This is a genomic window from Streptomyces sp. NPDC052016 (assembly GCF_044548445.1).
Classification (GTDB): domain Bacteria; phylum Actinomycetota; class Actinomycetes; order Streptomycetales; family Streptomycetaceae; genus Streptomyces.
In genome coordinates, this window is sequence record NZ_JBIUBX010000033.1 from 56,647 (window position 1) to 69,184 (window position 12,538).

General features: G+C 73.5%; 8 protein-coding genes. 4 read left to right on the plus strand and 4 right to left on the minus strand.

Translation table 11 applies throughout. The features are described 5' to 3' along the window. Positions 1–18: 18 nt before the first annotated feature. The 3 genes from ACIHAR_RS33915 (at position 19) to ACIHAR_RS33925 (ending at position 3,883) form a co-directional block, all read left to right on the plus strand. Positions 19–582: an SRPBCC family protein gene (locus tag ACIHAR_RS33915; protein ID WP_400023067.1), complete on the plus strand. Its 564-nt coding sequence runs from the start codon at positions 19–21 to the stop codon at positions 580–582. Beyond that, entirely contained in the window at positions 575–2,206 is a 1,632-nt protein-coding gene (locus tag ACIHAR_RS33920; RefSeq protein ID WP_400023068.1) for a phytoene desaturase family protein, read from the plus strand. The genes ACIHAR_RS33915 and ACIHAR_RS33920 overlap by 8 nt, the downstream gene beginning before the upstream one ends. A 798-nt stretch (positions 2,207–3,004) precedes the next feature. Then, on the plus strand, positions 3,005–3,883 hold the full coding sequence (locus ACIHAR_RS33925; RefSeq protein ID WP_365465459.1) for an SDR family oxidoreductase: 879 nt from the start codon (positions 3,005–3,007) through the stop codon (positions 3,881–3,883). 182 nt (positions 3,884–4,065) lie between these two features. On the opposite strand, the gene ACIHAR_RS33930 is transcribed toward ACIHAR_RS33925, so the two are convergent. Together ACIHAR_RS33930 and ACIHAR_RS33935 are read right to left on the minus strand one after the other, a co-directional pair. Then, a complete protein-coding gene (locus tag ACIHAR_RS33930; RefSeq protein WP_400023069.1) occupies positions 4,066–5,250 on the minus strand; it encodes a PP2C family protein-serine/threonine phosphatase in 1,185 nt (394 codons plus the stop codon). Positions 5,251–5,509: 259 nt separating this feature from the next. Beyond that, a complete protein-coding gene (locus tag ACIHAR_RS33935) occupies positions 5,510–5,818 on the minus strand; it encodes a hypothetical protein (RefSeq protein WP_400023071.1) in 309 nt (102 codons plus the stop codon). A gap of 450 nt (positions 5,819–6,268) precedes the next feature. Here ACIHAR_RS33935 and ACIHAR_RS33940 point away from each other — a divergent pair, with 450 nt between their 5' ends. Beyond that, on the plus strand, positions 6,269–8,341 hold the full coding sequence (locus tag ACIHAR_RS33940) for a SpoIIE family protein phosphatase (RefSeq protein WP_365465462.1): 2,073 nt from the start codon (positions 6,269–6,271) through the stop codon (positions 8,339–8,341). Here ACIHAR_RS33940 and ACIHAR_RS33945 read toward each other — a convergent pair. Both ACIHAR_RS33945 and ACIHAR_RS33950 read right to left on the minus strand, forming a co-directional pair. Further along, positions 8,332–10,485, minus strand: a complete 2,154-nt coding sequence (locus ACIHAR_RS33945; RefSeq protein WP_400023117.1) for an RICIN domain-containing protein — start codon at positions 10,483–10,485, stop codon at positions 8,332–8,334. The genes ACIHAR_RS33940 and ACIHAR_RS33945 overlap by 10 nt on opposite strands. Positions 10,486–10,877: 392 nt before the next feature. Then, on the minus strand, positions 10,878–12,473 hold the full coding sequence (locus tag ACIHAR_RS33950; RefSeq protein ID WP_400023073.1) for an alpha/beta hydrolase: 1,596 nt from the start codon (positions 12,471–12,473) through the stop codon (positions 10,878–10,880). Positions 12,474–12,538 lie beyond the last annotated feature (65 nt).

Sequence of the window (12,538 nt, forward strand, 5' to 3'; positions counted from 1 at the left end):
CGAGCACGGGAGGTTGCTGTGGCGGTTCGGCATCGTCTGGTGAAGACCGACCCCGCGACCGTGTGGGCCGTCCTGGCGGACGGCAATCGGTACGCGGACTGGGTGGTGGGAACGTCGGAGTCGCACCCGGTGCGGGGCCGGTGGCCGCAGACGGGCTCGGCGATCGGATACGAGGTCCGCCTGGGGCCCGCGCGCCTCACCAACGAGACGGTCGTACGGCGCTGCGACGAGGGCGTCGGACTGGAACTGGAGGCGCGGGCGGGTGTGCTCGGCACCGCCAGAATCGCCATCGAACTGCGCCCCTGGGGCGACCACTGCCTGGTGATCGTGGACGAACACCCGTTGCAGGGCGCGGGCGGAGCGCTGCACAACGTGGGCGTGGAGGCACTGATCCAAATACGGCACCGGGCCATGCTGGCCAGACTGGCCCGGGTGTGCGAGACCGAGGCCGCCCGCCGTGACGGGAGCGGCCGGACTGCCTCCGAACGATCCGAGTCATCCGGTTCCTCTGGTTTTTCTGGGGCCTCCGGGGCCTCCGGGACTTCCCTGAGGGCCGATCGCGGCGGGGACGGCGATGCCTGACGCCGTGGTGATCGGGGCCGGACCGAACGGGCTGGTGGCGGCGAACCTGCTCGCGGACGCGGGCTGGAGCGTGGAAGTCCTGGAGGAGCAGCCCGAGCCCGGAGGCGGGGTCCGCCACGACCGGGGGGTCGACCCCGACTTCGTCACCGACCTCTTCAGCTCCTTCTACCCGCTGGCCGTGGCCTCCCCGGTGCTCACCGCGCTGCGCCTGGAGGACCACGGCCTGCGGTGGAGTCACGCGCCCCACGTGCTGGCGCACCCGCTGACCGACGGCCGCTGCGCGGTCCTGGACCGCAGGATCGACGTCACCGCCGAGTCCCTCGACGCCTTCCACGCCGGGGACGGCGCCGCCTGGCGGCGTCTGCACACCGTGTGGGAACGCCTGCGCCCCGACATCCTCGACGCCCTGTTCACTCCCTTCCCGCCGCTCAAGGCGACGACGCGGCTCGCCGTACGGTTGCGGGGAGCGGGCGGGCTGCGGCTGGCGCGAACCCTCGTCCTGCCGGTGCGGCGCATGGGCGACGAGGAGTTCGGGGGAGAGGGCGGCAGGCTGCTGCTGGCCGGCAACGCGCTGCACGCCGACCTCGCGCCGGAGGCCGCCGGCAGCGGCGGCTTCGGCTGGCTGATGTCGATGCTCGGTCAGACGTACGGATTCCCGGTGCCCGCCGGCGGTGCGGGCGCGCTCACCGAGGCCCTCGTGCACCGGCTGCGCGCACGCGGGGGCACCCTGCGCTGCGGCCAGCGGGTCGGCCGGATACTCGTCCACGGCGGACAAGCCGTCGGCGTACGCACCACGGACGGGGAGAAGGTGGCCGCACGGCGCGCCGTGCTCGCGGACGTGTCCGTCCCCGCTCTCTACGGCGAACTGGTCGAACCCCAACACCTCCCCGCACAACTCCTGGCGGACCTCAAGCGGTTCCAGTGGGACTTCGCCACCTTCAAGGTCGACTGGGCCCTCGACGGCCCCGTGCCCTGGCGGGCCGAGCGGGCCGGACGGGCCGGCACCGTCCATCTTGCCGACGGCCTCGACGAGCTGACCCGCTTCGCGGCCCAGATCGCCATGCGTCAGGTGCCCGACCGCCCGTTCGCCCTGTTCGGGCAGATGACCACGGCGGACGCCTCCCGCTCCCCGCGCGGCACCGAGTCGGCATGGGCGTACACCCACGTCCCCCACCACGTCACGTCCGACGCCGGGGAGGAGGGCCTCACCGGGACCTGGGACGAGCGGGAGCAGAACGTGATGGCCGACCGTGTGGAACGCCAGGTCGAACGCTTCGCGCCGGGGTTCCGGTCGCTCATCCGCGCCCGCCGCGTGCTCGCCCCGCCCACGCTCCAGGCACTGGACGCCAACCTCCTCGGCGGTGCCATCAACGGCGGCACCACCTCCCTCCACCAGCAGCTGGTCTTCCGGCCCGTGCCCGGCACCGGACGGCCCGAGACGCCGGTGCGCGGACTGTTCCTCGCCTCGGCGGGCGCCCATCCGGGCGGGGGCGTGCACGGGGCGCCGGGCGCCAACGCGGCCCGGGCCGCCCTGCGGCGCCGCAGGGCCCCGGGCCTGTCCCGGATGCAACGCGTCCTCGCCCACCGCGACCGCGCCGGAGACAGACCGCCCCCCGTCCCCTGAGCCCGGCGGGGACGCCTCGCCTGAGCCCGGCGGGGACGCCTCGCCCCGGCGACGCGGTGGGGCACCACCTCCGCAACCGATTCGGAGCAAGCCGTGGCAGACACAGCGCCGCACACCCGTCCAGGCCTGCCGGACCACCGCCGAACCCCGCCGGACCACGGCCGAACCTCGCCGGACCACGGCCGAAAGCCGCCGGACGTCCCGCGACCGGTGCCGGACCGCGGCCGAACCTCGCCGGACCACGGCCGAAAGCCGCCGGACGTCCCGCGACCGGTGCCGGACCGCGGCCGAACCTCGCCGGACCACCGCCGAACCCCGCCGGACTTCCCGCGACCCGTGCCGGACCGCGGGCCCGCCGTGCCCGGCGGCGGCCAGGGCGTGCCCGGGATCCGCCGGTCTGTGCCGGAGGGCCGTCCTGACGTGCCGGACAGCCGTGAGGCCGTGCCGGACCGCCGTGGGCCGGACGTTCCGGGCGTCGGCCAGGGTTTGCCTCAGACGCGCCGGCCCGGGCTGAAGAAACGTCCTGACGTGCCGGACAGCCGTTGGGCCATGCCGGGCCGCGGGTCGTACGTTCCGGGCAGCGGCCAAGGTTTGTCCGAGACCCGCAAGTCCGGCCTGGAGGGCAGTCCCGACGTGCCGGACAGCTCGCAACCCGGCGAGCCGGACCGCGGGCCCGCCACTTCGGGTCGCCGTCAGGGCGTCTCCGAGACCCACCACTCCGTCTCGGACCACTCCGTCTCGGAGAGCGCTCCAGGCCCGCCGGACAGCCCGCAAGCCCTGTCGGACTCACGGTCGGCCGTGCAGGAAAGCCCTCTCCGGGGCCGTACCGTCGTCGTGACGGGGGCCGCCCGTGGCGTGGGGGCGGCCCAGGCCCGTGCCCTCGCCCGGCGTGGAGCCCGGCTGGCTCTGCTCGGGCACGAAGGGCCGGCCCTGGAGGCCGTCGCCGCCTCGCTGCCCACCCCGGCACTGGCCCTCGAGGTCGATGTCACCGACGCAGCTGCCCTCGCGCACGCGGCCGAAACGATCCGCCGGCGACTGGGCCCGCCGTCGGCCGTCGTCGCGAACGCCGGCATCGCCGCCGGAGGTCCCTTCGCAACGGCCGACATGGAATCCTGGCGCCGGATCGTCGACGTGAACCTCACCGGCAGCGCCCTGACGGCGCGAACGTTCCTGGCCGACCTCCGGCGGACCGAGGGCTACTTCTTCCAGATCGCCTCGCTGGCGTCGATCGGTGCCGCCCCGATGATGAGCGCCTACTGCGCCTCCAAGGCGGGCGTGGAGGCCTTCGTCCACTCGCTGCGGGCGGAGGAGGCCCACCACGGTGTGGCGGTGGGCATCGCCTACCTGAGCTGGACCGACACCGACATGATCCGCGACGCCGAGCACTACACCGTGTTGCGCGAGTTGCGCGCGAACATGCCGCTGCCCGCCCGGCGCGTCCACGCGGTGGACGAGGTCGCCGAGCGGCTGGTGCGGGCGTTGGAGCAACGACGTACCGCCGTCTACGTGCCGGCCTGGCTGTGGCTGGCCCAGGTGGCACGTGCCGCGCTGCCTCCTCTGGTGCTGCGTCGGTGCCGGCGCGTACTGCCCCGCCTGGAGGCCCGGGGTCCCCTGCGTCCGACGGGGCCGCTCGGTGCCGGCGGCCGGGCCGACGGCCGCTCGGCGACCACGGCGTGACCACATGCCACACGGCGGCGACCGGCTTCGAGACGGCCCTGATCGGCTGCCCCACGGCAAGACCGGCTTCCAGACGGCAGAAATCGGGGGTTCTGACACGACGTGGTCGATTTCTGGACGGCGTGGTCGGCCCCGAGACGGCGTGATCGGACCGAAACCCTGCCCCGGTCGGGGACTCCGCCTCAGCCGCCGTCGGTCCCCGCCCTGAGGCCGCCGTCGGTCCCCGCCCTGGGGCCGCCGTCGGTCCTCGCCCTGCGGCGCAGCACGAGCAGGGCGGTGTCGTCGGTGGGCGTCCCCGCCGCGTGGCGCCGCAGGTCGCGGTAGACGGTGGCCGGCACGTCGCCGGCGCGGATCCCGCCCCAGCCCGCGGCGCGCTGTTCGAGGGGGTAGAAGGCGCCCGAAGGATCGCGGGCTTCCGTGACGCCGTCCGTGCAGAGCAGCAGCGTGCCGCCGGAGGGGAAGCCGAACCACTCGACGGTGCGCGGCTCCGGAGCGAGGGCGTCGAGGCCGAGCGGGACACAGGGCTCGCCCCGCAGGACCGGAGCGGCCCGTTCGTCGTCGAGCAGCAGGGGGGCGACGTGGCCGCAGTTGATCGCCTGGACCTCGTCCCCGGCGTCGACGTTGAGGACCAGCGCCGTCACGAAGCGCTCCCTCTCGCCGACCTGCGCGGCGAAGGAGTTGTGCCGCAGCACCGCCTCCTCCAGGGCGTCGACGACGCCGGTGAGCGTGGGCTCGGACACGGCCGCCTCACGGAAGGCGCTCAGCACCGCGAAGGCCGCGCTGATGGCCGGCAGCCCCTTGCCCTGGACGTCGGCGATGAACACACGGCTGCCGTAGGGGGAGGCGACGACCTCGTAGACGTCCCCGCCCACCCGGCTGTCCTCCTCCACCGGCTGGTAGAGGCCGTGGACGAGGAGGTGGTCCGTCACCAGGGGGAACGGCCGCAGCAACTGCCGTTGCAGGGCGGCCGCGGCGGAGCGCAGCCGGGCGATCTCCCCTTCCTTGCGGACCCGCTGGGCGGCTCGCGCGACACTGAGACCGTTGAAGACGAGTGTGAAGACGACGGTCGCCACGGCGTCGCCCACCGTGTCCTCCGCGGCGTCGAACAGCGCTCCGACGATCATGGCCGTCGCCCACCCGGAGGCGACGGCGGTCTGCCGCACGGTGCCCCGCCCGGCGACCAGCGCGGGCACCACCACGAGGAACGGGGCCAGCCTGGTCTCCCGGCCCAGGAACACCCCGACGACCGCCAGGACCGCCGTGAGACCCACCAGCCAGCCCAGCATGACGGACCAGCGCAGAGGAGGCGTCGGCCGGCTCCGGCCGCCGACCGCGGCCGCGCCGTCCGGATCTCTCGACGTACCCACCGTCCCTCCCGCTCGTGCGACGTACGGTGCATCCCTCGCCACCACCCTCCCGCACTCTTCGCCCTCCGGCGCGGCGTGTCGGGCAGCCCCGCACGACCGCGCGCGGACAGATGCCGCCCCGCTCGGAGTGAGCCCCCGGCGGACCGCCCCGGAGCGTGCGGAGCACTGCCGCGGGACGACACGGCACAGGTGGGGGTGTTCGTGCGGTCGTCGGGGAAGCGGCGGTACCTGGAGGTTGGCGCGGCGGACCGGGGGGTCGTCAACGGGGGCCTGTAGGCGGGCCGCGCCGTCTCTGCAGAATCCGGCCGACCGTGACGAGGCGGCGCGGCCTGCGGGTTCCGGCCAGCCCGAGGGCGAAGAGGACGACGGCCGCTGCCCCGCCCCGCGCCCAGGGCACCGGACCCTCGGCGAGCAGATGCTGGGCGCTCATGCCCAGGACCGTGCCGACCACGGCGAACAAGGCGGCCCGCGGGACGGGCAGGGGCGCGCGGCACGTCGGGACGGGCAGGGGCGCGCGGCACGTCGGGACGGGCAGAGGCGCGCGGCTCGTCGGGACGGGCTGGTGCATGGCCCGCTCATCATGCGGCACGGGCGAAATGCCGGCAGGCAGGTCGGTGAAAGAGGCTGGTACGGCCCTAATCATGCCTTTGGTGCGCTTCGTGCCGTATCGCGCGGGTCGTGCGTCCGGACCGCTGCATACCGGCGGCCCACCGGGAAATACGGATGCCATGGCGGACCGTGACAAAAGAGGCGAAATGGGCTTCCGGGTGTCGAGGAGGCCCGCTTCCGCGGCAGGAGCCCACGGCGCCGACCGGACCCCGGGCGCCCGCCGCGCCGACCGCCCGGCGCGGGCGTACCGTCTCCCCGGAGGCGAGGCCGGGAGCGACGCGCGGCACCAGGCCCCGACGGTGTCGGAACGCCGCCCGCGGCCGCTCCGGCACTCCGCCGCGGCGATGCCGGGGGGTGCCTCGTGACCAGCCTGGGTGACCCGGTCGCCGACTCCGAGCGACTGGACGCCATGTTCGCGGAGACCGTGCGGCGGACCGGCGCGTCCATCGGCGCCCTGTACCTGATCTCACCGGACGAACAGGTTCTCTGCCTTGACGTGCTGTGCGGGGCGCCCGCCGAGTTCGCCGTGCCCTGGACGAGGGTTCCCCTGGCGTCCCCGGCCCCGGTGACCGACGCGTTCCGCGACGACCGCATGGTCTGGGCGGGCAGCCAGGGGCAGTTGGCCCACGACTATCCGCGCACCGCGTTGGCGCTTCCCTACCCGTTGGCGCTGGTCGCCGCCCCGGTCACCGGCATCCGGCGGTGGGGCACCCTGCTGCTGATGTGGCCGGCCACCCGTCCTCCGCACATGACCCGGCGGGAGCGGGGCCACATCCAGTCCAGTTGCCGGCGCCTGGCCCGGCTGCTCGAGGACGCCGTGGAGCACGGCAAGCCGTCGCCCTGCGGCGAACCGCCTCGGGTCCTCGCGGCGGGAACCGGCCACCGGCTCGCGAGCCCCGCCGAGGCCGCCGCCGACTTCGCCGAGCGCCTGCCCGGCGGCAGCTGCTCCCTGGACCTGGAGGGGCACTTCACCTACCTCAGCACCGGTGCCTGCGCCCTGCTGGGCCGCGCCGCCGGTCAACTGCTGGGCACCCTGCCGTGGCAGTCGCTGCGCTGGCTGGACGACCCCGCCTACGAGGACAGCTACCGTGCCGCGGTGATCAGCCGGGAACCCGTCGCCTTCACCGCGTGCCGCCCGCCGGACCACTGGTTGGACTTCCACCTCTTTCCGGACGCCAGCGGCATCAGCGTCCGGATCGTCCCCACCGGTGCGGAGCCGCCGCCCTGGCCGGCACCCCACCGCTCCGAGTCGAACGCCACGCCGTCGCGCGCCGGCCGGCTGTACCAGCTCACCCACCTGGCCGCGGCCCTGACCGAGGTGGTCGGCGTCCAGGACGTCATCGACCTGGTGGCCGACCAGATCATGCCCGCCCTCGGCGCCCAGGGGCTCGTCCTGTCCACCGCCGACGCCGGCCGGCTGCACATCACCGGACACCGCGGCTACACCGCCGAGGCCATCGAACAGCTCCAGGGCCTGCCCGTGGGCACCTCCTTCACCCCGGCCGGGCACAGCCTCGACACCGGCATCCCCGCGTTCTTCGCCGACCCGGAGGAGATGCGGCGCCTCTATCCCGAGGCGCCCCGGGTCAGCGGCAAGCAGGCCTGGGCCTTCCTGCCGCTCATCATCTCCGGCCGGCCCGTGGGCATCTGCGTCCTGTCCTACGATCGTCCCCACGCGTTCACGGCCGAGGAGCGCGCCGTCATGACGTCGCTCGCCGGGCTCGTCGCCCAGGCGCTCGACCGCGCCCGCCTGTACGACACCAAGCACGAACTCGCCCACGGCCTCCAGCAGGCGCTGCTGCCGCGCCTCCTCCCCGCGGTCGGCGGGCTGCGGGTCGCCGCCCGCTATCTGCCCGCCACCCGGGGGATGGACATCGGCGGCGACTTCTACGACGTGATCCGGCTCGGCGACACCGCCGCCGCGGCCGTCATCGGCGACGTCCAGGGCCACAACGTCGCCGCCGCCGCGCTGATGGGGCAGGTCCGTACCGGCGTCCACGCCCACGCGACCCTCGGCTCCACCCCCGACCAGGTCCTCAACGCGACCAACCGGCTCCTCACCGATCTCGCGCCGGACCTGTTCACCAGTTGTCTCTACGCCCACCTCGACTTCGCCGGCCGGCGCGTGTCGCTGGCCAGCGCCGGCCACCCGCCCGCGCTCCTGCGCCTCCCCGGCCGCGCGCCCCGGCCGCTCGATGTGGTGCCCGGACCGCTCCTGGGCATCGACCCCGACGCAGACTTCCCCGTCACCGAGATCCCGCTCACGCCCGGGCTGATGCTCGTGTTCTACACCGACGGCCTCATCGAGATGCCGGGGGTCGACCTGGACGACGCCGTCTCCCGCCTGGCCGGCCACCTCGCCGACGCCGACGACCGGGACCTGGACCGGCTCATCGACGACCTGCTGAGCAAGGCGGACACGGCCGGGCAGCGCATCGACGACGTCGCCCTCCTCGTCCTGCGGTACGACGGTCAGGGGTAGCTGACGAGGTTGGCCACATTGGTGGAGGAGTTGGATGGGCCGCCCCGGTCGTTGATGACGTGCCGGATGGTGCCCGTGCCGCCGAGTGAGACGGTGACCATGTTCTGGAAGCGGACGTTCGGGTCGTTCGGGACCTCGAAGGCGCGCTCCGCGGTCACGCTGGGGTCGACGTTGAAGAAGCAGTAGCTGCCGAGCCCGTACGCCTGGTGGCTGGTGACGTGGTCGGCGACCTTGTAGGCGGCGTAGCCCCGCGTGGAGCCGTTCATCCAGGCGGCCTGGTTGGGCGGGTCGTAGGGCATCTCGTTCTGGTAGAAGTACGTGCGCCCGCCGTTGCCGTTCCAGACGGTCTGGTGCTTCTGGTAGTGCTCGACGAACAGGCCGTACATCGTCACGTCGTCGCCGTTGACGACGAGGCCGGTGTCGCCGGTGTTGGTGTTCCAGCCGATGCCGTTGCCGTGGTCGCCGCGCCAGATCCACATGTGGTCGCCGATGACGTGGTCGCTGTTGACGACGAGGCTGGTGGTCGCCTTCCCGACGGCGGCTCCGCCGACGCGGAAGTACACGTCGTGCAGGGAGGTCGGGTTGGCGGCGTGGCTCGCGGACGAGCCGGCCGGGCCGATCTCCACCAGCGTCGGGGAGTTGGTGGTGCCGGCGTCGAAGAGGACGCCCGCGATCTTCACACCGTCGACGTCGGCGACCGTCATGGCGGTGACGCCGTTGTCCGGGATGAAGGTGGCCAGTCCCAGCCCGAGGACCACGGTGTCGGGCCGGGTGACCCGCAGGGTCTGGTTCAGGTGGTAGACGCCGGGTGTGACCAGCAGGTTCCGGCCTTCGGCGAGGGCGGCGTTGATCTGCGCGGCGGTCGCGCCGGGCTTGACCACGTAGAACTGGTCGATGCCGAGCGAGGTGCCGGGCGCGTTGCCGTTGGCCCAGGTGGTGGCCGTGGAAGCGGTCCGCAGGGCGGGGACGAACACGCGGTAGGCGCCCGAGCCGTCGACGTACAGGAAGGGCTTCTCGCGGACGGTCGGCGTCTGGCCGACGGTGGTGTACGGCGGGTTGGGGAACGTGTTGCCCGGTACGCCCTGGCTGCCGACGAAGACCATGTTCCAGTTGGAGCCGGTCCAGCTGCCGAGCTGGGAGTTGCGGGTCAGCCACTGCTGCTGGCTGCCGGAGCGCACCTGGCCGTCGATCTTGCTGTCGGCCATGAAGCCGCCGCTGGACCAGCCGCCGTCGCTCAGCTCCAGGTTGCCGCGGACGTGCATGCGCCGGTACCCCGACGCCTGGGACACCGCCCACCGGTCGGTGCCGCCGGCCGGGTTCACGGAGAGGTTCTCGGCGCCGCGCCAGAAGTTCTGGGTGGCGTTCTGCGGCGGGAACCAGTCCGCCTCCACGTGCACGGCGCCGTTGATCGTGACCGAGTCGGGGGACTGGCCCAGGCCGAGGACCTGGGTGTAGAAGCCGACGTTGACGTCGTTGCTGTACGTGCCGGGCTTGAACAGGAGCGCGTATCGCTGGGAGCCGAACTGGTTCGTCTCCTGCTGCCGGAAGATGGTGTCCAGCCGGCTCTGGATGGTGGACGACGGCATCGAGGGGTCGAAGACGGCCACGTTGGGGCCGAGGTCGACGTCTCCGGGGGCGGTGTTCACGGGCGCGACCCGGAAGCGCTGGGCGGCCGTGCCGTTGCAGGCGTACTGCACCAGCTGCACGCTGTCCGCGGTCGAGGCGGCGGGCACGTCCAGGCACTTGCCGCTGTGCCGGTTGACGAAGTGGTAGGCGCCGCCGCCCTCGTCCACGGGCAGCCACTGCTGGTTGGCGCCCCCGCCGTAGGTCCACAGCTGTACGGGCGCGTTGTCGGCGGTGGACACGTCGGTCACGTCGACGACCTGGTCGGCGGCGTTGCGGTTGCCGATCCGTACGTAGCCGTCGCCGGTGGCGGTGAAGCCCCACTGCTGGGCGGTGGTGCCGTTGCAGGCGTACTGCTGGACCGCGGTGCCGTTGACCGTTCCGGCGGCTCGGGCGTCCAGGCACTTGCCGCTGCCGGTGTTCACGACGGTCGCCCAGCCCGTGGGCAACGCGGCGACGGCCGCGGCCGTCCGGTCGGACGGGGCGGTCGGGCCGGAGGGGGCGGGGGCGGCGCCGAGCAGCGAGAAGGTCGCCGCCCCGGCCGACACGGCCACCGCCCAGGACCGGGCGGACCGCGCGGCTCTGCGGCGGGACGAACCGCGGGCGCGGAGGAAGAGGTGCACGGGGCCTCCTGTGGGGGAGTGGGGGTGGGGGCCGACCTGCCGTGCGCATGTCAATCATTCAGGACCGGAAGGCGGGCCGCTCGCCGAACCTAAAGGTATGGACCACTTCCGTCAAGAGGTGAAGTAAGGAATGAGTTAAGTGCGGGCGTGCCCGGCTGAACGGCCCGGACGCCGAGGCCCGGGCCGGATGAGGGGCACGCGCCGCCGCCCGTCCGGCGGAGAACGGCGCGTGTCCCTGTCCCTCGGAACCGCCTCACGTCCGCCATGTCACCGCGGACGCGGGGCGCGGCTCACCTGTGCGTTCCCGTGCCCAGCAGCTCGGGCAGCGGGTTGACGAGACCGTCGCCCGGTGTCTGCCGTTGGGCGGAGGGGGAGGTCGGCCAGACCGCCGGGCAGTGCGTGCCCTTCCGGGGGGTCTGGAGGGTGAGGAGGTAGGTGTCGATGGCGTCACGCGCGCACGGGCTCAGCCAGTAGTCGCCGTGGCCCACGCCGTCGTAGGTGAGGAACACCGCCTCGCGGCCGATCTGACGGGCCGCGTTGGAGCCCCAGGAGTGCGGGGTGGCCACGTCGTAACGGCTGTTGGTCACCAGGATCGGCGGGGTGCCGTCGACGCGGAGCCGGTGCGGCGGGTTGGTGACCTCGGTCGGCCAGTTCTGGCAGCCGGTCAGGTCGGTCCAGGCGAGGGAGCTGAGCCGGGTGACGGGCGCGAGACGGGCGAGTGCGCGTTCGTAGCGGGCGAGGGTGGCGTACGAGGGGACGTCGAAGTCGTAGTCCTGGCACATCACCGGCAGGTACGCGAACTCCGTCGGCTCGCCGCGTTCCTTCAGGGACCGGGCCGCCGCGGGGTCGGAGGCGTCCAGGAAGGCGAGGTCCTCGGCGAACTGGAACCAGGTGAAGGGGTCGTACATGGAGCCGAAGGCGAGGCTCTGGAGGTCCTGGGTGGTGACGGTGTAGGGCGGGTCGCCCGGCAGGACCAGCGCACCGGCGTCGGCCCGCTTGTAGAGCGAGTCGAACAGGGCGCGGGCGTCCTGGCCGTGCAGCGCGCAGGACGGCGTACGGGCGCACCAGTCGGCGAACTGGCCGTACGACTCCTCCATCGCCACCGTCTCGGTCCGCTGGTAGGCCCACGTGCCCAGACTGTGGTCCATGTTCGAGTCGAGGGTCATCGCGCGGACGCGGTGCGGGTAGCGCTCGGCGTACTGCTGACCGATCCCGGTGCCGTAGGAGACGCCGTAGTAGCTGATCCGCTTCTCGCCGAGGCCGGCGCGGATCGCGTCCATGTCGCGGACGACGCTCGTGGTGTCCATGTGGTCGACGAGCGGGCCGGTGAGGTCACGGCAGCTCTCGCCGAGCGCGCGGTTCGCCTCACGCAGGGCGGCGAAGGAGGACGCGCTGTCCGGGTGGAGCAGTGCTCCCTGCGCGGCCACCCGGTCCGAGTCGCAGGTCACCGGGTTGCTGAGGCCGACGCCGCGCGGGTCGAAGCCCACGATGTCGAAGCGCTCCAGCAGCTCGGGCGAGAAGGCGTCGGGGGCGCTGAAGGCGAAACTCACGCCGGAGCCACCCGGCCCGCCCGGGTTGATCAGCAGCGAGCCGATCCGGCGCTCCGGGTCGGTGGCCCGGTGCCGGGCGAGCGCCACATCGATGGTGGCGCCCCGCGGCCGCTTCCAGTCCACGGGCACCTTGATGGTCGCGCACTCGAACGTGCCCTCGCCCGAGGGCGACGCGCACGGTTCCCAGGCTATGCGCCCGGTCGGCGGTGTCTCGGTCGAGGGCACGGCGACGGCGGTGCCGGTGAGTAACTGGCCGAACAACGCGGCGACCAGTGCTCCGAGGGCCAGTCTTCCGCGCCCCTTGGAGCGCGGCGCCGGCGGGGGGTTGAGAGGCAAGGAACGATCCTCCATGCATCGGGAGTTCACAGGAGGAACTCAGCATGGTGGGAAGATCCTTGCCG

Excerpts from the sequence above, each read along its gene's own strand:
- ACIHAR_RS33920 (WP_400023068.1), top strand. The coding sequence starts at position 575 with ATGCCTGACGCCGTGGTGATCGGGGCCGGACCGAACGGGCTGGTGGCG.
- ACIHAR_RS33935 (WP_400023071.1), bottom strand. The coding sequence starts at position 5,818 with ATGCACCAGCCCGTCCCGACGAGCCGCGCGCCTCTGCCCGTCCCGACG.
- ACIHAR_RS33940 (WP_365465462.1), top strand. The coding sequence starts at position 6,269 with ATGTTCGCGGAGACCGTGCGGCGGACCGGCGCGTCCATCGGCGCCCTG.